This is a genomic window from Streptomyces sp. NPDC041784 (genome assembly GCF_055591025.1).
Genome location: NZ_JBVJAB010000005.1, coordinates 341284 through 363447 on the forward strand (window position 1 = coordinate 341284; position 22164 = coordinate 363447).

General features: G+C 72.2%; 21 protein-coding genes and 1 pseudogene. 9 read left to right on the plus strand and 13 right to left on the minus strand.

Features of this window, described 5'->3' with window-relative positions; genetic code table 11:
• Window positions 1-62: 62 nt before the first annotated feature.
• On the plus strand, window positions 63-647 hold the full coding sequence (locus ACZ6D7_RS13845) for a flavin reductase family protein (protein WP_469489030.1): 585 nt from the start codon (window positions 63-65) through the stop codon (window positions 645-647).
• A 24-nt stretch (window positions 648-671) separates the two neighbouring features.
• Here ACZ6D7_RS13845 and ACZ6D7_RS13850 read toward each other — a convergent pair whose 3' ends face one another.
• Complete coding sequence (locus ACZ6D7_RS13850; protein WP_469489033.1) at window positions 672-1994, minus strand: MFS transporter; 1323 nt, start codon at window positions 1992-1994, stop codon at window positions 672-674.
• A gap of 71 nt (window positions 1995-2065) precedes the next feature.
• On the opposite strand from ACZ6D7_RS13850, the gene ACZ6D7_RS13855 reads away from it, so the two are divergent.
• Window positions 2066-3070 carry a GlxA family transcriptional regulator gene (locus ACZ6D7_RS13855; protein ID WP_469489036.1) on the plus strand — a complete coding sequence of 335 codons (1005 nt, stop codon included), beginning with the start codon at window positions 2066-2068 and terminating at the stop codon, window positions 3068-3070.
• Between the two features lie 103 nt (window positions 3071-3173).
• On the opposite strand, the gene ACZ6D7_RS13860 is transcribed toward ACZ6D7_RS13855, so the two are convergent.
• The 3 genes from ACZ6D7_RS13860 to ACZ6D7_RS13870 form a co-directional block, all read right to left on the minus strand.
• On the minus strand, window positions 3174-4223 hold the full coding sequence (locus tag ACZ6D7_RS13860; protein ID WP_469489431.1) for a Zn-dependent alcohol dehydrogenase: 1050 nt from the start codon (window positions 4221-4223) through the stop codon (window positions 3174-3176).
• 18 nt (window positions 4224-4241) lie between these two features.
• A complete protein-coding gene (locus tag ACZ6D7_RS13865; protein WP_469489039.1) occupies window positions 4242-5375 on the minus strand; it encodes an acyl-CoA dehydrogenase family protein in 1134 nt (377 codons plus the stop codon).
• Window positions 5376-5536: 161 nt separating this feature from the next.
• Window positions 5537-6454: an SDR family oxidoreductase gene (locus ACZ6D7_RS13870; protein ID WP_469489046.1), complete on the minus strand. Its 918-nt coding sequence runs from the start codon at window positions 6452-6454 to the stop codon at window positions 5537-5539.
• Window positions 6455-6572: 118 nt separating this feature from the next.
• Between ACZ6D7_RS13870 and ACZ6D7_RS13875 the strand changes: the two genes are divergently transcribed.
• Window positions 6573-7499, plus strand: coding sequence for a cyclase family protein (locus ACZ6D7_RS13875; protein WP_469489049.1), 927 nt, complete (start codon window positions 6573-6575; stop codon window positions 7497-7499).
• A gap of 458 nt (window positions 7500-7957) precedes the next feature.
• Here ACZ6D7_RS13875 and ACZ6D7_RS13880 read toward each other — a convergent pair whose 3' ends face one another.
• The 4 genes from ACZ6D7_RS13880 to ACZ6D7_RS13895 form a co-directional block, all read right to left on the minus strand.
• Window positions 7958-8449 carry an ATP-binding protein gene (locus ACZ6D7_RS13880; RefSeq protein WP_469489434.1) on the minus strand — a complete coding sequence of 164 codons (492 nt, stop codon included), beginning with the start codon at window positions 8447-8449 and terminating at the stop codon, window positions 7958-7960.
• Window positions 8450-9020: 571 nt separating this feature from the next.
• Window positions 9021-9911, minus strand: coding sequence for an acyl-CoA dehydrogenase family protein (locus ACZ6D7_RS13885; protein WP_469489052.1), 891 nt, complete (start codon window positions 9909-9911; stop codon window positions 9021-9023).
• A gap of 55 nt (window positions 9912-9966) precedes the next feature.
• The gene (locus ACZ6D7_RS13890; RefSeq protein WP_469489055.1) at window positions 9967-11097 is read right to left on the minus strand and encodes an acyl-CoA dehydrogenase family protein; all 1131 of its coding nucleotides are present in this window, start codon (window positions 11095-11097) and stop codon (window positions 9967-9969) included.
• Window positions 11098-11107: 10 nt separating this feature from the next.
• Window positions 11108-12301 (minus strand): amidohydrolase family protein, encoded by a 1194-nt coding sequence (locus ACZ6D7_RS13895; RefSeq protein ID WP_469489058.1) that lies wholly within the window; start codon window positions 12299-12301, stop codon window positions 11108-11110.
• Between the two features lie 170 nt (window positions 12302-12471).
• Here ACZ6D7_RS13895 and ACZ6D7_RS13900 point away from each other — a divergent pair, with 170 nt between their 5' ends.
• Entirely contained in the window at window positions 12472-14016 is a 1545-nt protein-coding gene (locus ACZ6D7_RS13900) for a class I adenylate-forming enzyme family protein (protein ID WP_469489063.1), read from the plus strand.
• Here ACZ6D7_RS13900 and ACZ6D7_RS13905 read toward each other — a convergent pair.
• A complete protein-coding gene (locus ACZ6D7_RS13905; protein WP_469489067.1) occupies window positions 14000-14512 on the minus strand; it encodes an EF-hand domain-containing protein in 513 nt (170 codons plus the stop codon). The two genes, ACZ6D7_RS13900 and ACZ6D7_RS13905, sit on opposite strands and share 17 nt — an antisense overlap.
• Window positions 14513-14739: 227 nt before the next feature.
• Between ACZ6D7_RS13905 and ACZ6D7_RS13910 the strand changes: the two genes are divergently transcribed.
• The gene (locus ACZ6D7_RS13910) at window positions 14740-15174 is read left to right on the plus strand and encodes a hypothetical protein (protein ID WP_469489070.1); all 435 of its coding nucleotides are present in this window, start codon (window positions 14740-14742) and stop codon (window positions 15172-15174) included.
• An 80-nt stretch (window positions 15175-15254) separates the two neighbouring features.
• Here the strand turns inward: ACZ6D7_RS13910 and ACZ6D7_RS13915 are convergent, their stop codons facing one another.
• Window positions 15255-15641, minus strand: coding sequence for an STAS domain-containing protein (locus ACZ6D7_RS13915; RefSeq protein WP_469489073.1), 387 nt, complete (start codon window positions 15639-15641; stop codon window positions 15255-15257).
• A 373-nt stretch (window positions 15642-16014) separates the two neighbouring features.
• Here ACZ6D7_RS13915 and ACZ6D7_RS13920 point away from each other — a divergent pair, with 373 nt between their 5' ends.
• Together ACZ6D7_RS13920 and ACZ6D7_RS13925 are read left to right on the plus strand one after the other, a co-directional pair.
• On the plus strand, window positions 16015-16596 hold the full coding sequence (locus ACZ6D7_RS13920; protein ID WP_469489075.1) for a sigma-70 family RNA polymerase sigma factor: 582 nt from the start codon (window positions 16015-16017) through the stop codon (window positions 16594-16596).
• The gene (locus ACZ6D7_RS13925; RefSeq protein ID WP_469489079.1) at window positions 16593-17978 is read left to right on the plus strand and encodes an MDMPI N domain containing protein; all 1386 of its coding nucleotides are present in this window, start codon (window positions 16593-16595) and stop codon (window positions 17976-17978) included. Before ACZ6D7_RS13920 ends, ACZ6D7_RS13925 begins: the two co-directional genes overlap by 4 nt.
• Before the next feature lie 143 nt (window positions 17979-18121).
• On the opposite strand, the gene ACZ6D7_RS13930 is transcribed toward ACZ6D7_RS13925, so the two are convergent.
• On the minus strand, window positions 18122-18514 hold the full coding sequence (locus ACZ6D7_RS13930; protein WP_392360750.1) for a nuclear transport factor 2 family protein: 393 nt from the start codon (window positions 18512-18514) through the stop codon (window positions 18122-18124).
• Window positions 18515-18608: 94 nt separating this feature from the next.
• Between ACZ6D7_RS13930 and ACZ6D7_RS13935 the strand changes: the two are divergent.
• A pseudogene (locus tag ACZ6D7_RS13935) lies at window positions 18609-19115 on the plus strand (IS5 family transposase); the annotation flags it as partial.
• A gap of 43 nt (window positions 19116-19158) precedes the next feature.
• Here the strand turns inward: ACZ6D7_RS13935 and purU are convergent.
• Window positions 19159-20043: a formyltetrahydrofolate deformylase gene (gene purU / locus ACZ6D7_RS13940; protein WP_469489085.1), complete on the minus strand. Its 885-nt coding sequence runs from the start codon at window positions 20041-20043 to the stop codon at window positions 19159-19161.
• A 47-nt stretch (window positions 20044-20090) separates the two neighbouring features.
• The gene (locus ACZ6D7_RS13945) at window positions 20091-20537 is read right to left on the minus strand and encodes an SCO4402 family protein (protein WP_469489088.1); all 447 of its coding nucleotides are present in this window, start codon (window positions 20535-20537) and stop codon (window positions 20091-20093) included.
• Window positions 20538-20709: 172 nt separating this feature from the next.
• Between ACZ6D7_RS13945 and ACZ6D7_RS13950 the strand changes: the two genes are divergently transcribed.
• Window positions 20710-22098, plus strand: coding sequence for an ABC transporter substrate-binding protein (locus tag ACZ6D7_RS13950; RefSeq protein WP_469489091.1), 1389 nt, complete (start codon window positions 20710-20712; stop codon window positions 22096-22098).
• The last annotated feature ends 66 nt before the right edge of the window (window positions 22099-22164 follow it).

Genomic DNA, 22164 nt, shown 5'->3' on the forward strand with positions numbered 1-22164 from the left:
GCAGCGTACGTGACGCGCGCCCCTTCCTATCTGACGCACCGTCAGCTTCAATGGAAGGCGTGATGGGACACGCGGGGATGGCGGCAGCCGCCGTCCGATATCTGCGGGCGCGGCCGGTCGAGCCGCTGCCCCGGCCCGAGCTGCGCTGCGTCCGCGACGACGAGCGCGCGCCGGTGGACCAGACCGAGTTCCGGCGCGTCCTGGGCACCTTCGCCTCGGGCGTCACCGTCGTGACGGCCCCCGCCGGCGACGGCGAGTCCGGCCCCGCCGGCTTCGCCTGCCAGTCCTTCTCCTCCCTCTCCCTCGACCCGCCCCTGGTCGCCTTCATGGTCGGCCGTACGTCGACGACCTGGCCGCGCATCGCCCGCGCGGGCGTCTTCTGCGTCAACGTCCTCGGCGCGGGCCAGGCCGCTCTGTGCCGTGCCTTCGCGGTCAGCGGCGCGGACAAGTTCGCGGGCGTCCCGCACGACCCCGCCCCCGTCTCCGGCGCCCCGCGCCTCACCGGCGCCCTCGCCTGGATCGACTGCGCGATCCACGCGGTCCACACGGGCGGCGACCACCTCATCGTCGTGGGCCGCGTGAACGCCCTGGGCGCGGCGGACGACGAGGAGCCCCCGCTGTTGTTCCACCGGGGGCGGTTCCTCTAGGACCTGTCCGCCCTAGGACCTGTCCTAGACGGCCAGGGCCGGTCCGGGGGTGAGCGGCCGGCGTCGGATCACCAGCGCCATCAGCGCCGCCGCCGCGCACAGCGCGCCCGAGGCGTACCAGACCACGTCGTAGGAGCCGAAGGTGTCGCGGGCGACGCCGCCGAGGAAGGCGACGAGGGCGGCGCCGACCTGGTGGGAGGCGAGGACCCAGCCGAAGACGATGGCGCTCTCGTCGCCGTACTGCTCGCGGCACAGGGCCAGGGTGGGCGGGACGGTGGCGACCCAGTCGAGGCCGTAGAAGACGATGAAGAAGATCATCGGAGGGTGGACCGTGGGGGCCAGCAGCATCGGGAGGAAGAGCAGCGAGATCCCGCGCAGCGCGTAGTACACGGCCAGCAGACGGCGCGGTTCGAAGCGGTCGGTGAACCAGCCGGAGGCGATCGTGCCGACGACGTCGAACACCCCGATGACCGCGAGCAGCGAGGCCGCCGCCGGGACCGGCATGCCGTGGTCGTGCGCGGCGGGCACGAAGTGCGTCTGGACCAGGCCGTTGGTGGACGCGCCGCAGATCGCGAAGGTCCCGGCGAGCAGCCAGAACGGGCCGGTGCGGGCGGCCTTCAGCAGCACCGTGACCGTGCGCCGCGCCGCCCCCGTCACCGGCGCCGGCTTCTCGACGAACTCCCGCGCCCCGTACGGCTCGACACCCACGTCGGCCGGGTGGTCGCGCAGCAGCAGCCAGACGAAGGGGACGACGACGAGCGCGGCCAGCGCGACCGTTACCGCCGCCGGACGCCACTCGTACCGGGTGACCATCCAGGACAGCAGCGGCAGGAAGATCAGCTGGCCGGAGGCGGAGGCCGCGGTGAGGATGCCGCTGACCAGGCCCCGGCGCTCGGTGAACCAGCGGTTGGTGACCGTCGCGGCGAAGGCGAGCGCCATCGAGCCGGAGCCGAGACCGACCAGCAGGCCCCAGTAGAGCAGCAGCTGCCAGGCCGCCGTCATCCACACCGTCAGACCCGAGCCGACCGCGATCACGGTGAGCGCCATGGCGACGACCCGGCGGATGCCGAACCGGTCCATGAGCGCGGCCGCGAACGGCGCGGTGAGCCCGTACAGCGCGAGGTTGATGGAGACGGCCGCGCCGATCATGCCGCGCGACCAGCCGAACTCCTGGTGCAGCGGGTCGATGAGCAGGCTCGGCAGCGACCGGAAGGCCGCCGCCCCGATGATCGTGACGAAGGCGACGGCGGCGACGAACCAGGCACGGTGGATCCGGGCTGTCTTCTTCCTCTGTGCCTTCTGTGGCTTCGCCTCGGCTGCGGCGGGCGCTTCGCTTGTCTGGGTCACGCCATAAAGAGTCCGATGTCCGCCACTTTTCAACGAGTGGCCTGATGGACAGCATTCGCTAGGATCGGGCCATGCGCCAGGAATCCGGCTTCCGCCCGCACCGCGTCGTCGTCCTCGCCCTCGACGGCCTGCTCCCCTTCGAGCTGGGCATCCCGCACCGCATCTTCGGCCGCCCCAAGAACGCCGAGGGACGGCGGCTGTACGAGGTCGTGACCTGCTCGGTCCGGCCGCCGGGCCCGGTCGAGACGGACGCCGATTTCGCCGTCATGGTCGAGCACGGCCCCGAGGCCCTCGCCACCGCCGACACCGTGATCGTCCCCGCCTCCTACGAACTCGGCCCGGTCTTCGAGGAGGGCGTGCTCACCGAGGAGCTCGCCGCCGCCCTGGCCCGGATCCGGCCGGGCACCCGCCTCGCCTCCATCTGCACCGGCGTCTACATCCTGGCCGCCGCCGGCTTCCTCGACGGCCGCCGCGCGACCACCCACTGGGCGGATGCCGACCACCTGCAACGGCTCTTCCCCCGCGTCGAGGTCGACCCGGACGTGCTGTTCGTCGACGACGGCGACGTGCTGACCTCGGCCGGCGTGGCCGCGGGCATCGACCTGTGCCTGCACATGCTGCGCCGCGACCACGGCACCGCCGTCGCCAACCACGTCGCCCGCTACACGGTCGTACCGCCGCACCGGGACGGCGGACAGGCGCAGTACGTCGCCCGGCCGGTGCCCGACCCGCAGCAGTCCACCACGACCTCCGCGCGGGCGTGGGCGCTGGGCCGGCTGCACGAGCCGATCCAGCTGCGGGACATGGCCGAGCAGGAGTCCATGTCGGTGCGCACCTTCACCCGCCGCTTCCGCGAGGAGGCCGGCGTCAGCCCCGGCCAGTGGCTCACCCAGCAGCGGGTGGAACGGGCCCGGCACCTGCTGGAGTCCACCGACCTCTCCGTCGACCAGATCGCCCGGGACGCCGGCTTCGGCACCGCCCAGTCCATGCGGCAGCACCTCCAGGCGGCGCTCGGCGTGACACCGACGGCCTACCGGCGGACGTTCCGCACCGAGACCGGCGCCGTCCGGACGTAGGCCCGCGGCCGCCGGAGCCCACGCACCCCGCCCGCCGGAGCCCACGCACCCCGCCCGCCGGAGCCCACGCACCCCGCCCGCCGTCCGGCACGTACCCCGCCCGTCAGAAGGTGAGCACCCCGCGGGCCACCCGCCCCGCCTCCGCGTCCGCCGCCGCCTTCTCGAAGTCCTCCACCGGGTAGGTCTGGGTGACGAGTTCGTCCAGCAGCAGCCGGCCCTCGCGGTACAGGTCGGCGTACAGCGCGATGTCCCGCTGGGGGCGGGAGGCGCCGTAGCGGCAGCCCAGGATCGACTTGTCCAGGAACAGCGAGGAGACGAGGAAGGACGCCTCCGCGGTCGCGGCCGGCACCCCGAGCAGGACCGCCTGCCCGTGCCGGTCGAGCAGATCGACCGCCGCACGGATCAGCTCCACCCGCCCCACGCACTCGAAGACATGGTCCGCGCCCGTCGGCAGCACCTCCCGCACCTCGTCCACCGAGGTCAGGAAGTGCGTGGCCCCGAACCGCCGGGCCACCGCCTCCTTCGCCGGATTGGTGTCCACGGCGACGATCCGCAGCGCCCCCGCGATCCGCGCCCCCTGGAGCACGTTGAGCCCGATCCCGCCCGTCCCGATGACGACGACGCTCTCCCCGTACCCCACCCGCGCCCGGTTGAGCACGGCGCCGACCCCGGTCAGCACCCCGCAGCCGATCAGCGCGGCGGACGTCAGCGGTATGTCCTCCGGTATCCGCACCGCCTGCACGGCCTTCACCACCGTCCGCTCGGCGAAGGCGGAGTTGGACGCGAACTGGTACACCGGCCGTCCCGCGCGCGTGAACGGCTTCTGCGGACGCCCGATGGCCTGCCGGCACATCGTCGGCCGCCCCCGGTCGCACTCCGCGCACGTGCCGCAGCTGGCCAGCGTGGACAGCGCCACATGGTCGCCGGACGCGACATGGGTGACCCCGGCCCCGACGGCCTCCACCACGCCCGCGCCCTCGTGCCCGAGGACCACCGGCGCGGGGAACGGGATCATCCCGTCCACCACCGACAGGTCGCTGTGGCACAGCCCGGCAGCCGAGACCGCCACGAGCACCTCGCCGGGCCCCGGATCACGGACCTGGAGATCGTCGACGACCTCGGCCCGCTTCCCGTCGAACAGCACGCCTCGCATCACGCCACCACTCCCCTGTCACCTGGGCTGTCTCGGCAGGCCGAGCACGCGCTCGGCGATGATCGTGCGCTGGATCTGGTCCGAGCCGCCGTAGATCGTGTCGGCCCGGGAGAACAGGAACAGCTGCTGCGCCTCGTCGAGTCCGTACGGCTCCGAGGGCGACCAGTCCGCGGGACCCACGCCCGCGGCCGCCCCCCGCACCTGTACGGCGACCTCCCCGAGCCGCTGGTGCCAGCCGGCCCACAGCAGCTTGGCGACACTGGGCGCGCCCGGACCGCCGGAACCGCCCAGTGTCCGCAGCGCGTTCCACCGCATGGTCCGCAGCTCGGCCCACAACCGCACCAGCCGCTCGCGTATCACGGGGTCGTCGGCCGCCCCCGTCCCGACGGCGGCCCGGACCACGCGCCCCAGCTCCTCGGCGAAACCGATCTGCTGGGCGAGCGTCGACACCCCGCGCTCGAAGCCGAGCAGGCTCATCGCGACCCGCCAGCCGTCGCCCTCCGCGCCGACGACGTGCTCGGCGCGCGCCCCGTCGAAGAACACCTCGTTGAAGTCGCTCGTGCCGGTCAGCTGCCGGATCGGCCGGACCTCGACCCGGCCCGGCTGGTCCATCGGCACGAGCAGGAAGGTCAGCCCCCGGTGCCGCGTCGACTCCGGGTCCGTACGGGCGAGCACGAAGCACCAGTCGGCCTCATGGGCGAGGGAGGTCCAGATCTTCTGACCGGTGACCCGGTACCCCTCCGACGTGCGCTCCGCGCGCGTGCGCACACCCGCCAGATCCGACCCCGCGCCGGGTTCGCTGTATCCCTGGCACCACAGCTCGGCCCCGGCGGCGATCGGCGGCAGGAACCGCGCCTTCTGCTCCCGCGTGCCGTGCGCGAGCAGGGTCGGCGCGAGCAGGTTCTCCCCGATGTGCCCGGAGCGCGGCGGGGCGGCCGACCTCGCGTACTCCTCGGCCCAGGCGACCTGCTGGGTGAGGGTGGCGGTCCGGTTCCCGTACCCGCCCTCGCCCCAGCCGATCCCGATCCAACCGGAGGCGCCGAGGGTGCGTTCCCAGGAGCGCCGGTCCGAGGCATGCGGGGTGTGCGCGTCCAGCCATTCCCGCGCTTCGGCACGGAACCCGTCGTCCTCCGCGGTGAACCCGAAATCCACGTTCAGCTCCTTGAGTCAGGGCAAGTGCACCCCCTGGGGGCGCGGGGCGGCAGCGATATGCGGCTCCGCCGCGATGGGGTCCCCCCGCTCGAGCGAAGTCGAGAGTGGGGGAGCGGATACCACGACGAGCCCGCAGCCGCCGAACGGCCCGGGCTCCCGAGTCATCGGGCGTTCGGTCGGCTCCCTTCCGCCGCGGCGCGCCGCATCTCCTCCAACCGCTCCAACATCGGCATCGGATCCATCCCGACGGACCCCGGCAGAACCTCCGCAATCCGCGACGGAGTCCACGCACCCCCCTCCGCGAAGGCCGAGCGCAGCTCCCGCGGCTGCGCCCACACCGCGATCTTCGCACCGGCGACCGTGTAGACCTGCCCGGTTATCCCCAGCTCCCGCGCGCGGTCCGACAATAGGAAAGTCACCATCGCGGCCACGTCCTCCGGCTCCCCGATCTCCGCCAGCTCCATCGGCACACCCGCCGACATCCGCGTCCGCGCGACCGGCGCCACCGCGTTCGCCGTCACCCCGTACTTGTGCAGGCCCAGCGCGGCGCTGCGCACCAGCGAGATGATGCCGCCCTTCGCCGCGCTGTAGTTGGCCTGCGACACGGACCCCTGGTGGTTCCCGCTGGTGAACCCGATCAGCGTGCCGGTCCCCTGCCGGCGCATGACCGCCGAGGCCGCCCGGAACACCGTGAACGTGCCCTTGAGATGCGTGGCGACGACCGGGTCCCACTCCTCCTCGGTCATGTTGAACAGCATCCGCTCGCGCAGGATCCCGGCGACGCACACCACCCCGTCGAGCCGCCCGTACGCCTCCAGAGCCGTGTCCACGACCCGCTGCCCGCCCGCCATGGTGGAGATGTCGTCGGCGACGGCGACGGCCTCCCCACCGGCCGCCTCGATCTCCTTGACGACCCCCTCGGCGACCTCGCTCGTGGGGGAGCCCCCGTCCACGGCCACGCCGTAGTCGTTGACGACCACCCTCGCGCCCTCGGCCGCCGCCGCCAGCGCGACCGCTCGCCCGATACCGCGTCCCGCGCCGGTGACGGCGACGGCCTTGCCGGCCAAGAAGTTCCCCACGCCTCTCCCCTTCCAGCAGTTTCTGACGGACGGTTAGATGCTCCTGAAACCGTATCTGACGGTCCGTTAGATTCTATGACCCGCCGGACGGGCGAGGACAAGCCCCGGGGAGGCACCGATGGCACTGCCGGACGAGTTCCACGACATCGCCAAGCGCGTCAGCAACTGGGGGCGCTGGGGCGCCGACGACGAGATCGGCACCCTCAACCTGATCACCGACGAGGTCGTGCGCCGGGCCGCCGCGGAGGTCCGCACCGGCCGCCGGGTGCCGCTGGCCCTCCCGCTGCGGGAGGACGGCGTGCAGACCGGGATGATCCCGGGGCGGGTCAACCCGCTGCACGCGATGGTGCAGATCAACCAGGAGATCTTCGGGCCGGGCACCGTGGCGTGCAGCGACGACGCCGTGACCATGGGCCTCCAGGCGGCCACCCACTGGGACGCGCTGACCCATGTCTCGCACTCCGGGAAGCTGTACAACGGCCGCCCGGCGTCCTCCATCACCCCGCACGGCGGCGCGGAGTTCAGCGGGATCGACAAGGCGCGGCACATCGTCTCGCGCGGGGTCCTCCTGGACGTGGCACGCGCGCGTGGCGTCGACCGGCTGGCCGGCGGGCACGCGGTCACCCCGCAGGACCTGGAGGCGGCGGAGGAACTGGCCGGTACGCGTGTGCGTGCCGGCGACATCGTGCTCGTACGGACCGGGCAGGTCCGGCTCTACCTGGCCGGCGACAAGCACGGCTACGGCTTCCCCTCACCGGGCCTGTCGATCCGTACGCCGGAGTGGTTCCACGCGCGCGATGTGGCCGCCGTCGCCAACGACACGCTCACGTTCGAGATCTTCCCGCCGGAGATCGAGGACCTCTGGCTGCCGGTGCACGCGCTCGACCTGGTGGAGATGGGGATGCTCCAGGGCCAGAACTGGAATCTCGAAGAGTTGTCCACAGCCTGTGGAGAAACTGGCCGCTACGCGTTCCTGCTGTCGGCGATGCCCGAGCCGTTCGTGGGCGGCACGGGGACTCCGGTGGCCCCCGTGGCCGTTCTCTGAGCGCCCTGGCCGTTCCCTGATGCCCCTACGGCCGCCCCTGAGCCGCCGCGACCACCCTCCGGGGGAGCAGCGCGGCATCCCGCCGCCCCGCGGCCATCCCCCCGCCCCCCCGCAGACGTTGGATGGCGGCGCGCCGCTGCCCGCCCCGAGCACGGCACCGCGCGCCGCCATCCCACTCCGGCGTACCGCCCCGGTTCCCCTCCGGCCCTGAGGGAGCCGACGCCGAACACGACCCACACTCGGCGAGGGCCTCCGTCACCGAAGCCCTCGTCGTCCCCTCACGGCGAATCGCTGACACAAGCGTGATCAAACGGACACGCCGCGTCAACACCCGAACGGAGATTTATTACTTACGCCCTGTTTGTCACGGGCGCGCACGGAAGCACATCCGGGCGCATCACGACCGTTCCCGACCGCACCGACAGCGCTTTCTGCAACCGCGCGCCGCCCACCGCCCGTCACACGACCTCGAACGCGAACCCCTCATAGGTCGGCGTGCGGTACGCCGCGCTCCCGCGGTCCGCCGCGTTCCCGTGGTCCACCGCCTCCTCGCACGGCCGCGCGCACCGGTCCAGTTCGCACCAGATCCGCTTGCCGCCGCCCTCGACGCTCCAGCCCCAGCGGTCCGCGAGGCCGTCGACGAGGGCGAGGCCCCGGCCGTTCGTGGCCTCGTCGCCCGCGCACCGGGGCACGGGGGCCCGCTCGCTGGTGTCGGCCACCTCCAGGCGGACGGTGACCTCCCCGTCGGCCCCACAGCCGGGCAGGGACAGCCGCAGCACGGCCGGACGCCCGGTGTGCACGACGGCATTGGTGACCAGTTCGGAGACGAGCAGGACGAGCGTCTCGCCGAGCGGCTCGTCGGCTCCTATCCCGGCCCCGGCGAGGCGCGAACGGGCCCACCTCCTGGCGCGCCCCACCTCAGCGGGGTCGGGCCGGATCTCCAGCTGCACTTGAAGCACCTGCACCGCTCACACCATCCGAACCGGCGGACACATGGCCGTGCGCCACGCAAGCCACGCGAGCCGCGTGCGCATCATGACGACGAGAGCCACGATCGTAGCCATTTTCTGCATGGCCAGAACAACAGCCAGAGGCAGGGTGACGGAACGTGAATCCCTTACGGGACAGCTTGGTTGACGTACAGTCACCTCAACAAGCGCTTCGGGCATATTCCAGCGCGAAGGAGTACTCGTGCGGCATACTGTGCGACGCTCGCCCGGGGGAGTCGAACAGACGGGGTCCAGATACCCGTCCGCCCTGCGAGTGGCGGCGCGCACCGCCGGATCCGGCACCGCCCCGGGGGCGCCGCCGACATGGCTCGTCCTCGGAACCACTCGCATCCCACAGAAGGTACCGGAGCACCTCGCCGACTCCGGGCCGTGACGGGTCACGCATCGGACACAACCCGATATCGACGCTGCGTGATTCCGGTATGCCACAATCCGCGACATCCGTACGGCCGTACGACCACCCGCACGGCGTCCTGCCGGCCGGCCCGGCCACCGGCCCGGCCACCGACCCTCAGGGCCTGTCCTGGCGGCCGCCCCCGGACAGCAGTTCGCGCGCGAGCAGTTCCTCGCTCTCGGTTCCGCCACCCGCGCGACGGGTGCGCACCCAGGCCCGTTTCAGCAGGAGATGGACGTCCGCCTCCCAGGTGAACCCCATGCCGCCGTGCACCTGGAGACAGTCCCGGGCGCCGCGTACGGCGGCCTCGTCGGCGAGGAGCCGGGCCGCCGCGATGTCGGCCGGGTCGGCGGTGACGGCGGCCGCGTAGACCGCCGCACGGGCCACCTCGACCCGCACCAGCAGCTCCGCGCACAGGTGCTTGACCGCCTGGAAGGCCCCGATCGGCTGCCCGAACTGCTCCCGGGTCCGCGCGTGTTCCACGGCCAGCTCGCACGCGCGTGTGGCCGTGCCGAGCTGCTCGGCGGCGGTGAGCAGCACGGCGACGGGGTCCGGGGCGCCCCGCGCGCGGACCCGGTGCAGCGGCGTCAACGGGTCCACCGACCGCAGTGGTACGGCGTCCGGGTCGTCCCCGAGCACGACGTCCGCCGCCGTCCGCCACTCCACGAGCCCGCCGCCGTCGGCGGCCGCCACGACTGTCTCCCCCTCGGCGGCGCCGGGCACGCTCCCCGCCGCGAGGTGGGTGGCCACCAGCGGTCCCGGCAGCAGCGCCCGGCCCGCCTCCTCGAACACCAACACCGCCTCGGGCAGCCCGAGTCCGACCCCGCCCGCCGGCTCCGGCAGCCGCAGCGCGAAGAACCCGGCCGCGCCCAGCTCCCGCCACAGCGCCCGGTCGAGCCCCGGCCGCTCGACGGCGGCCCGCAGCGCCTGGCGGCCGAACCGCCGGGCGAGCAGCTCGCGCACGCCCCGCCGCAACGCCTGCTGGTCGTCGGTCAGTTGAAACCGCACGTCACCGCCTCCTTCCCGGGCCCGCAGAGGCCCCGCCGGCGCCCGTCCGCGCCCGTCAGCGCCCTTTCGGCAGCCCCAGGATCCGCTCGGCCACGATGTTCCGCTGGATCTGCGAGGTACCGGCCGCGATGGTGTACGACAGCGAGGAGAGCCGGTCGAGCACCCAGGGCCGGTCGAGGTCGAGGGCGTCGTCGCCCAGGACGTCGGCGGCGGTGTCGTACAGCTCCTGACGCGCGTGTGAGTACCTCAGTTTGAAAACCGAACCCCCTACGCCGGGCACCCCGCCGTCCGAGGCCTCGCTCACGTTCCACTGCGTGAGCCGCCACAGGGCGCGGAACTCGGCGTCGAGCAGGCCGAGCCGCCGCCGGAGCGCCGGATCGTCCCAGCGGCCGTTGCGCCGCGCCTCGCGGGCCAGTTCGCCGAGCACCCGCCGGCAGGCGACGACCTCACCGACGAACGCCGTGCCGCGCTCGAAGGAGAGCGTCACCATCGTCACGCGCCAGCCGTCGTTCTCCTCCCCCACCCGGTGGGCGACCGGCACCCGCACCTCGTCGAGGAACACCTCGGCGAACTCGGCGGACCCGGCGAGGGTCCGCAGCGGCCGTACCGTCACCCCGGGGGCGTCCATGCGCATCGCCAGCCAGGTGATGCCCCGGTGCTTCGCGGCGGTGGGGTCGGTGCGCACCAGCAGTTCGCACCAGTCGGCGACCTCGGCGTGCGAGGTCCAGATCTTGGACCCGCTCACCACGTAGTCGTCGCCGTCGCGCCACGCGCGTGTGCGCAGCGAGGCGAGGTCGGAGCCGGCGTCCGGCTCGCTGAACCCCTGGCACCAGACCTCCTCGCCGCGCAGGATCGGCGGCAGCCAGCGCGCCCGCTGTCCGGCGGTCCCCTCGGCGGCGATCGTCGGTCCCGCGTGCAGCAGTCCGACGAAGTTGGCGCCCACGTAGGGCGCGCCGGCCCGCTCGGTCTCCTCCAGGAAGATCAGCCGTACGGTCGGGGAGGCCGCCCAGTGCACGTCCGCGTACCCGGCGTCGTACAGCGCCCGCTGCCAGCCGAGGTCGTGGGCGCGGCGGCCCGGCCAGTCGTCCGGGGACGGCTTCGGCGGGAGCGCGGGCAGCACCTTGCCCAGCCACTCCCGCAGCCGCGCGCGGAACTCGGCGTCCTCGGGGGTGTCCGCGAGGTCCATCAGAGCGCCGTCACTTGTCCAGGTCCAGGTCGAGCATGCGGATGGCGTTGCCCCGCATCAGCTTGTAGACCGTCTCGTCGTCGAGGCCCTTGACGTGGTCGAGGGCGACCTCCTTGGTGTGCGGGAAGGTCGAGTCGACGTGCGGGTAGTCGGTCTCGAAGGTCGCGTTGTCGCGCCCGACGACGTCCAGGGACGCGACGCCGTGCTTGTCGCGGAAGAAGCAGCAGAACATCTGCCGGTAGTAGTACGTCGACGGCGGCTCGGGGATCAGGTCCCGGACCCCGCCCCACGCGCGGTGCTCCTCCCACACGTCGTCGGCGCGCTCCAGGGCGTACGGGATCCAGCCCATCTGACCCTCGGAGTAGGCGAGTTTCAGGCGCGGGAAGCGCACCAGGACGCCGCTGAAGAGGTAGTCCATCATCGAGGCCATGGCGTTGTTGAAGGACAGGGACGCCTGGACGGCGGGGGGCGCGTCCGGGGAGGCGGCCGGCATCTGGGACGACGAGCCGATGTGCATGTTGACGACCGTTCCGGTCTCCTCGCACACCGCGAAGAACGGGTCCCAGTAGCCGGAGTGGATCGACGGCAGCCCGAGGTGGGAGGGGATCTCGGAGAAGGTCACCGCGCGCACCCCGCGGGCGGCGTTGCGCCGGATCTCGGCGACCGCCAGGCCGATGTCCCACAGCGGGATCAGACAGAGCGGGATGAGCCGGCCGCCGCTGTCCCCGCACCACTCCTCGACCATCCAGTCGTTGTAGGCGCGCACACAGGCCAGGGCGACCTCCTTGTCGTGCGCCTCGGCGAAGGTCTGCCCGCAGAAGCGGGGGAAGGACGGGAAGCACAGGGAGGCCTCGACATGGTTGAGGTCCATGTCCGCGAGGCGCGCCTTGGGGTCCCAGCAGCCGCGCCGCATCTCCTCCCGGGTGATGCCCTCCAGGGTCATCTCGTCCCGGTCGAAGCCGACGGCGGCGATGTTGCGCTTGTACGGGAACTTCAGGTCCTCGTAGATCCACCAGTCGGTGGGGGTGCCGGCGGGGTCCATGGTGATCTGGTACTTCCCGGCGACGTAGGCCAGCTCGCCGATCCCGGCGGTGAGCGGCTGCGGCCCGCGGTCCCGGTACTTGGGGGGCAGCCAGGTGGCGAAGAGGTGCGCGGGCTCGATCACATGGTCGTCGACGCTGATGATGCGGGGCAGTTCCGTCATGGTCCCCTCCGGCCTGAGGCATGGGTCCCGGCGCACTCGACGCCTATCTGATGGACCGTCAGATAACACTCCCACGAAGGCTAGTCCCGCGGCTATGGACCGACAAGGCGACCGGGCCTACGCTCTGCTCCACGATCTGACTGTCCGTCAGCTACCGGCAGGGGGCCGCCGTGAACCAGACCGCCCACGAGCTGAGCGCGTCCCGCACCCTCTGGGACCTCCTCGCCCGCCGCGCCGCCCTCACCCCCGACGGCCCGGTCCTCCTCCAGGACGACCGGGTCCTGACCTTCGGCGGGCTCCACGACCGCGCCGAGCGGGTCGCGGCCGGGCTCCACGGCATGGGCGTACGCCCCGGCACGGTCGTCGCCTGGCAGCTGCCCACCCGCCTGGAGACGGCCGTGCTCTCCTTCGCGCTGGCCCGCCTGGGCGCCGTCCAGTCGCCGGTCATCCCGTTCTACCGGGAGCGCGAGGTCGGCTTCGCGCTGCGCGAGTCCAGGGCCGAGTTCTTCGCCGTACCGGGCGTCTGGCGCGGCTTCGACCACGGCGAGATGGCCCGCGGACTCGGCGCGAAAGGCATCTTCGAGGCGTACGACGACCTCCCCGAGGGCGATCCGCGCGTGCTGCCCGCACCGCCCGCCGAGGGCACCTCGGTCCGCTGGATCTACTGGACCTCGGGCACCACCTCCGACCCCAAGGGCGTCCTGCACACCGACCGCTCGCTGATCGCCGGCGGCTCCTGCCTCGCCCACGCGCTCCGGCTGACCGCCGAGGACGTGGGCTCGATGGCGTTCCCGTACGCCCACATCGCCGGCCCCGACTACACGGTGATGCTGCTGCTGTACGGCTTCCCGGCGGTGATGTTCGAGCAGTTCGCGCTGCCGGACGCGCTGGAGGGGTACCGGCGGCACGGGGTCACCGTGGCGGGCGGGTCCACGGCGTTCTACTCGATGTTCCTCGCCGAGCAGCGCAAGCGGCCGGACGTCCCGGTGATCCCCTCGCTGCGGCTGCTGGCCGGGGGCGGGGCGCCGAAGCCGCCCGAGGTGTACCACGCGGTGGTCCGCGAGATGGGGGTGCAGCTCACCCACGGGTACGGCATGACCGAGGTGCCGATGATCACCATGGGGGCACCGGACGACACCGCCGAGAACCTCGCGACGACGGAGGGGCGCCCGCCGGAGGGCATGCGGATACGGATCGCCGAGGACGGGGAGGTACGGCTGCGCGGCGAGGCCGTGTGCCAGGGGTACCTGGATCCGGCGCAGACCGCGGCGGCCTTCGACGAGGACGGGTTCCTGCGCACCGGGGACCTCGGACACCTGACCGCGTCGGGGCACCTGGTGCTCACCGGGCGGCTGAAGGACGTGATCATCCGCAAGGGCGAGAACGTCTCGGCGAAGGAGATCGAGGACCTGCTGGCCGCCCACCCGGGCGTCGGGGACGTCGCGGTGATCGGGCTGCCGGACGCCGAGCGCGGGGAGCGGGTGTGCGCGGTCGTCGAACAGCCGGCGGGGGCGGACGCGCTGACGCTGGAGGCGGTGACGTCGTATCTGCGCGCGGCGGGGCTCGCCACGCACAAACTGCCCGAGCAGCTGGAGGTGGTGGACGCCCTGCCGCGCAACGAGACGCTCAGGAAGGTCCTGAAGTACAAGCTGCGCGAGCGGTACTCGGGGACCTCCCCGGAAACGGGCGCGGAAGCGGTTACTCGGGAACCGTGAAGTAGCGGGCGAACGCCGGCACGATCTCCGCCTCGCCGACCTTGCCGTCCGCGTCGGCGTCGAGCGCGGCGGCGCTCGCGCGGGCCAGGTCCGCCGGGACGCCCAGGGCGCTCAGCACGCGCACGGTGTCCTCGATCGTGGCCCGGCCGTCGCCGTCCGTGTCGGCGATGTCCAGGGCGGCGTGCAGGAAGGGGCGGGCGATCTCAGCGAACCGGTCCGGATTGTCGCGCAGCCGCTTGACCGCGCCGTTCACGAACTCGTCCCGGGTGATGCGCTGGTCGCCGTCCCGGTCCGCGATGCCGGCCATGCCCTGCCAGAACGCCTCGGCGCCCGCGTACAGGGCCTGTCCCTTGTCGGACCGGGCCGCGATGCCGAACTCGGCGAGCAGCGCCTGGGCGGCGGCGCCGAAGTCCACGCGGTCGATGTAGCCGTTGCCGTCCTGGTCGAAGATGGCGAACCGGCCGGCGATCCTGCGTCCGTACTCGCTGCTGACCATGTCTCTCGCGCCGCCTCACGTCGTCACGTCGGGATGTCTGGGTGTCTCGGAGGTGCTCGGGTGTCCGGGCGTCTCCCGGCTCGGAGCGTACGACGTCGGCGTCGCTCCGGCAGCGGGAAGGTGGCCACTGTGCCAGGACCGGGGGAATTTCGGGACAGGTGTGTGGCAGAGGCGGGATGTGGTCCACTGGGGGTGTGGAGGCGGTCGCGGCCAGTGTCATAGCGGTGATGGGGACCCTGCTGGGGGCCGGGGTGACCCACCGGTTCCAGTTGCGGGCGGTGGCACGCAACGAGCGGTTCCTGCGCGACGAGAAGCTGCGCCAGGAGCGGATGGACGCGTACTGCGGGTACGCGGGCGCGCTCGTGAACTACCGGCGCGCCCTGGTCCACCGCTGGTTCCGCGAGCAGGAGGGCGCGCCCGCCGAGGAACTGGCGGAGAAACAGCTCCAGGGGTACGCGCTGCGGTCCGTGGCCCAGGAGGCGCTGTTCCGGGTGCAGATGCTGTCGCCGGACGAGGAACTGGTGCGGCAGGCCTGGCAGGTGTTCCGCGAGATCGAGCAGATCCACAAGACGGCCGACCGCACCGTGCTCGACGAACGCCGGGACACCACGCAGACGCTGATCACCACCTTCGTGACCGACGCCAAGGCCACACTGGGCTGATCCCGCGCGTCACGCCGACACGCGGCACGGTGTCCGGTCGTCCCGCCGTCACACCATCCCGCCGTCACACCGTCACACCGTCACGCCGACAGCGGCTGCGTCCCGTCGTCCTCGTCCACCGCCGCCGCGAGATCTGCGTAGACGTCGAAGAGGCGCCGCACGCCGAGCGCGCCGAGGACCCGGTTGACGTGCGAGCCCTCGGCGGCTCCGCGCGCGGGCAGGATCAGCCTGAGGCGTCCCCGGCAGGAGCGGATCAGACGGCGCGCGGCGATCAGGACGCCGACGCCGCTGGAGTCGCAGAAGTACACCTCGGAGAGGTCCAGGACGAGATCGTGGCGGCCCTCGGCCACCTCGTCGTGCACCCGCTGACGCAGCACCGGCGACGTCACCAGGTCCAGCTCGCCCGACACATGGAGCACGGCCCATCCACCCCGCTCACCACCGGTCACTTTGAAGGCCACCACCACGCCTTTCGCTCGCCGTAAACGGAAGCCGTCCCTTCGCTTCCTTGCAGCGCGGCTGCCCAGCGGCGCTGCCCCGAAACGCCGGGGCAAAAACAGAAACCGCGAGAAAGAGGCTTGTTTCAATCACATCCAGTCCTGTTCGATCCTTCTCAGTCGAAGTCGATCAGGGTTGATCGCGAGGGGGAAGGGTAGGCGCGCGCCGGGACACCACATGAGCAGTCCGGGACGGACGCAATACCACCCCCCGCCCGGCAGGGGGCGCACATTGCCACAAAGGGGCGTGCGTCGTCGGACGTGCCGACTACATTCGAGGTGACGGTGGACGCACGCTGGACAGAGGCACGGGCACACGCACGGGCACGGGTGAGGGGGCCGCATGGCGAAGAAGGACGCACCGCCCCGCTGGGACCGCAAGATGCAGCAGCGGCTCGCACGCGGTGAGGCGGCCGCCCTGGGTGAGCTCTACGACCGGTTCGCTTCACTCGTGCACGGACTCGCCCACCGCGTGCTCAAAGACGAACGGGCGGCCGACGGCATCACCCGCGAGGTCTTCGCCCACGTCTGGGAACACCCCGACACCTACGACCCCAGGCAGGGCCCCCTGCGCACCTGGGTCGCCGCGCTGACCCACCGTCTCGCCGTACAGCGGCTGCGGGCCACCGAGACCGCCGCGCTGGCCGAGGGCGGGCCCGGCTCCACCGAGGAACTGGAACTGAAGGTGCGCCACGCCTCGGTCGCCGCCCGCGCCGACTACATCGTCCAGGCCATGCCCGCCCCGCTGCGCGCCGCCCTGGAGCTGGCCTACTTCCAGCGCCGCGACTACCGCCAGACCGCCGCCGACCTCGGCGTCACCGAGGACGAGGCCCGCCGCCGGCTCCGCCTCGGCCTCCAACTGCTCTCCACGGCCCACGACACCGCACCCCCGGGCGCCCCGCCCGGCTACGGAGGTGCGGCGTGAGCGACACGGACGGCTTCGCGGCGTACGACGGCGACGGCGAGGAGGACAGCGACAGGAAGCCCCACGAGACCCGCGACGCACACGGCGGGGACGACAGGGACGACCAGGGCGACAGGGACGACAGGGGCGCCCAGGACCCGCGCGGCGCGGGCACGCCCGCGCCCAGGACCCCGCCCCGCATCCCCCTCCCCCGCGCCTCCGTCGAGGACACCGGGCTGCCGCTGCCCGCACTGGAGGACCTCACCGGCCCGGAACCCCTGCGCCTGGCGCACCCGGTGCTGAAGGCCCTGCTGGGCGCGTGGGCGCTGGCGGCCTGCTCGGCCGAGGAGACGGCGGCCGTCGAGGAGCACCTCGGCGACTGCGGCACCTGCGCCGACGAGGCCCGCCGACTGCGTGAGGCGGTCGGCCTGCTCCAGCGCCCGGAGAGCCTCGACCTCGACCCCGGCCTGCGCACCCGCGTCCTGGAGAGCTGCCTGGACCGGCGCCCGCCCCGCATCCCGGTGCCGGCCTGGGCCGCGTCGTACGACGCCGAGACCGCGCGGTTGGACGCCCTGCTCCAGGACTTCGGCGACGCCGAGTGGCACGCGCCCGTGCGGCTGCGCTGGTACCGGGGCGAGCGCTCGCAGACCCGCAGGACCACCGTCGCCGGAGTCATCGCCCACCTCCTCGCGGTGGACGGCCTGGTCGCCGCCGCGCTCGGCCTGGACGACCCGTTGGGCCCCGGCGACCCGGACAAGCGGGACGACACCCGCACCCCCTCCGAGCGCACGGAGGCGTTCTGGGACGCCGCGCACTTCCCGCACACCCGCTCCGTGCGCGGCCCCTGGCGGGACCAGACCCACGCCCTGGTGCGGACGGTCTCCTTCACCGGCGGCGGCCCCGGCACCCTGCCGGTGTCGTACGGCCCGTTCGAACTGCCGCTGCGGGACGCGATGCTGGACCGCGCCTTCGAGTGCTGGGTGCACGCCGAGGACATCGCGGAGGCGGTCGACTACCCCTACGCGCCGCCCGCGCCAAGCCATCTGCACGAGATGATCGACCTCGCGGCGCGTCTGCTGCCGGAGGCGCTGGCGGTCCGCCGCCGTGCGGGGCTGGCCACGCCGGCCGCCGACCGCCATCTGGTGACCGCCGGACAGCCGGGCCGCAGCCTCCGCCTGGAGATCGAGGGCGAGGGCGGCGGCCAGTGGCTCATCCCCCTGGACTCACCGGGCGCGGTGGGCTCCGCCGACCACGAGGTGGCCCATGTCGCCCTGGACGACGTGGAGTTCTGCCGACTGGCCGCGGGACATGTGTCTCCGGAGGAGGCGGCAGCGGGACAGTTGGGCGACCGCGAGGCGATCAGGGACGTCCTGTTCGCGGCGGCGTCCTTGAGCCGGATGTGACGACATCCCCTAGGGACCCCCTAGGCCCTGTCCGGTGGATCTTGGCCGGGTCCACGACCCTGGCGCGGGTACCGGACTTCCACGAACGCGGGACCGCCACCGTGCCGGGGGCGGTCCCGCGCGCGGCAAGCGGCTTTGTCGTTTCACGACCAGAACGCGTCGTACGCCTTCTGGTCGGACCACAGCCCCCAGGCTTCGGTAATCCGACCATCCTGGATGTGGAAGATGATCGTCTCGTTCATGTCGAGCTCTTTGCCCTCGCGTGAGGCCGTGACGTGGAGCAGGGCGACCGTGTGCTTGTCGTTGGCAAGCACATCGTGGAGACGGGGGCGATAGGTGCCCCCTGTCAGCTCGAATTCCCGTCGGAACATGGCGAATGCGGCTTCGCGGCCCTGGTAGTCGCCAGCCAGCGGGCCGTGGCCGCCGAGATGCCACACCACATCCGGGTGGAACACCTCCGCCAGCGCCTCCATGTCGCCAGCCGAAAACGCCTCCATGGCCCGCTGAAACACCCCGATGTTCGGGTGATCGGGCATCGCAGCCTCCTTTGATCCCTACGAACGTAGGCCGGATCCGGCCGGAACGACTCAGGCACACCGGCTTCGCCAGCCCCGCCACCTGATCGGACGCCCGCCCCAGGAGTTGTCCGGTGAGGGCCTGGGCCGCTCCCGAGGCGGGTTCACCAGCAAGCTCCACCTAAGTGCCGACGGCCGCTGCCGGCCCCTGTCCCTGGTCGTCACGCCGGGACAGCGGGCGGACTGCACCCAGTTCAAGACGGTCCTGGAGAAGATCCGCGTCCCCAGGACAGGGCCGGGCAGGCCGCGTAAGAAGCCTGACAGCCTGGCGGCCGACAAGGCATACAGCAACGGGCCCTGCCGCGAGTACCTGCGACAGCGGGGCATCCGGCACACCATCCCGGAGAAGACGGACAGCCAGGCCGCCCGCCTGCGCAAAGGATCACGCGGCGGACGGCCACCGGGCTTCGACGAGGACCGCTACAAGAAGCGCAACACCGTCGAACGGGCAATCAACCGCTTGAAGCGGTCCCGTGCGGTCGCCACTCGCTACGACAAGCGCGGGTACGTCTTCCTCGGCACCGCGACAGCAGCAGCCCTGGTCATCTGGCTGCGAACTTGATCGCCCGGACAAGTCTTCCTAGGGACTGTCCGCCGGACCGGCCCTAGCCGAAGACGACCGTCCTGCGTCCGTTGAGCAGGATCCGCCGCTCCGCATGCCACTTCACGGCCCGCGCCAGCGCCTGGCACTCCACGTCCCGCCCGATCGCGACGAGCTGGTCCGGCGTGACGCCGTGCCCGACCCGCTCGACCTCCTGCTCGATGATCGGCCCCTCGTCGAGGTCGGCGGTGACATAGTGCGCCGTCGCGCCGATCAGCTTCACGCCCCGCGCATGCGCCTGGTGGTACGGCTTCGCGCCCTTGAAGCTCGGCAGGAACGAGTGGTGGATGTTGATGATCCGCCCGCTGAGCTGCTTGCACAGGTCGTCCGAGAGCACCTGCATGTACCGGGCGAGGACGACCAGCTCGACGTCCTGCTCCCGCACGAGCTCGAGCAGCTTCGCCTCGGCCTCCGCCTTCGTCTCCTTCGTCACCGGAATGTGGTGGAAGGGGATGTCGTACGAGCCGGCCAGCTCGGCGAAGTCGGTGTGGTTGGACACCACCGCCGCGATCTCCACCGGCAGCGCGCCGATGCTCGCGCGGAACAGCAGGTCGTTCAGGCAGTGGCCGAACTTGCTGACCATCAGGACGATGCGCATCTTGTCGTCGGCCCGGTGGATCTGCCAGTCCATCTGGAAGGAGTCACCGATCGCCGCGAAGCTCGCCCGCAGCTTGTCCACGGTCACCGGCGCGTCCGCCGAGAAGTGGACGCGCATGAAGAACAGACCCGTGTCGTGGTCGCCGAACTGCTGACTGTCCTCGATGTTGCAGCCGGTCATGAAGAGATAGCTCGACACGGCGTGCACGATGCCCTGCTTGTCCGGGCTGGAGAGCGTGAGGACGTACTGGTCGGCGGGGACCGCCGCGGCTCGGGTGGACTGCTCGTTCATGCAGCACAGCGTCTCACGTCCGCGCGAACGTGCGAGATCTCCGTCCGCTACGCGGACCTGGTCATGATCCGCAGGACTTCCAGGGTGCGCGGCGGCGCGTCCGGGTCCTCGCCGTCGGCCACCGCCATCCGCACATGCGCGTCCCGCGCCGCCCGCACGGCCTCCGGCCAGCCCTCGTGCTGGACGTAGACGGAGACGTGCGCGTCCGGCCCGACCTGGTGCATGATCCGCAGCACCCGCAGCACGGCGGTGTCCACGAGGGCCGCCTCCTGCGAGTCACGGAAGATCGTGCCGACGTACTTCTCGGCGGACCAGTTGTCCAGCCAGGTGTCCTCGACCAGGCGGTACACGGCGTCGGTGACGTCCCCGTATCCGTCGACACCGGCCAGCCAGACGTTCTGCTGGAACACCGGGTCGGAGAGCATGTGCAGCGCGGAGCGCACATTGCTGCGCCAGCGCCACCACGGCATGTCGTTGAGTGGCATGCCGCCCATGGTGGAGGAGCGACGGCCGCGACGGGAAGAGTTCTCCGAACCTTGCACGGTCGTCGATCGTACGTTTCTCCGTCACAGGCACCTCACCCGCCCCGGTAATTCACCTTTACGTCACCTTACGTTGACCAAGGGTCACTCCCGGGTTAGCGATGTGGCGGAATCGTGCGTGTCCATGACCGGCAGGCGACGCATATTCCGTGGAAGTACCTTCCTCCCCAGGTCCCTCCGCTTCACCGGGTCCGGCAGAGCGTCCGCCCTGGCGGCGGGTGCGCTGGTGGCCTGTGCGTCGCTCACCGCCGGATGCGGGGCCGTCCCCGGCACCACGGGGGGTTCCGGGGACGATTCCATCGTCGTGATGACCTGGGCGCCGGAGGGCACGGCCGCCACCAACATGCCCGGCATGCCCGCCTTCGCCCGCGCCTACGCCCGCTGGATCAACTCCCAGGGCGGCCTGAACGGCCATAAGCTAACCGTCCTGACCTGCAACGACCACAACGACACGGTGGACGCCGCGGCCTGCGCCCGGCGCGCGGTGAAGGAGAAGGCCGTCGCGGTCGTCGGCTCCTACAGCCAGCACTCCGACGCGTTCTTCCCGCATCTGGAGGGTGCCGGCATCCCCTACATAGGCGGCTACGGCGTCACCAACGCCGAGTTCACCAGCCCCCTGTCCTACCCGGTCAGCGGCGGGCAGCCCGCCCTGCTGGCCGGCCTCGGCAAGGAACTCGCCGCCGAGTGCGGTCCCGTCGCCCTGGTCCGCCCGGACACCATCGCGGGCGACGCCCTGCCGACCATGCTCAACGCGGGGCTGAAGGCGGGCGGCCACGACAGCGCCCGGGACCAGCGGGCGGCGGAGGACGCCACCGAGTACTCCGCGCAGGCCGAGCAGGCCCTGAACACCGCGACCGGCTCCGCCACGGGCACCTCCACCGGAACCGGCACCGGCACCGGCACCGGAACTGGAACTGGAACCGGCACCTCCGCCGACAAGGGCTGCGTGGTGCCCGCCCTCGGCGACCGCACCAGCACGTTCATGGACTCCTTCCGCCGCACCCGCGCCGACTACCCCGACGTGCGCACCGGCAGCGTCCTGGGCAGTGTCGACCAGACCGTCATCGACGCCACCGGCGGCGGCTCCGGGCCGTACGAGGGGGCCTACATCACCGGCTGGTACCCGCCGGCGAGCGACAAGCGCTGGGCCGGCATGAAGAAGGTCATCAGCGAGGCGGCCTTCTCGGACACCCGGATCGACCCGGGCGACACAGGCGTCCAGACCACCTGGGTCGCCTACACCGTCCTGCGGGAGGTGGTGGAGTCCCTCGGCGACGGCGACGTCACCGCCTCCACCGTGCGGGGCGCCCTCGACGACGGCATGAAGATCGACACGGGCGGCCTCACGCCGGCCCTTCGCTGGCAGTTCGCCGGCCGCCTCAGCGCCATCGGCTTCCCCCGCCTGGTCAACGCCGAGGTGACCCTCCAGACCGTACGGCAGGGCCGCCTCGTCGCGGCCAAGCAGGGCTTCGTGGACGTGACGAAGACCCTGGAGTCGGCGGATCTCGGCTGACACCGGCCCGATCACCGGCGCCGCGCCCGGGCAGGTCACCGGCGCCGGCGGATCACCGGCGCCGGC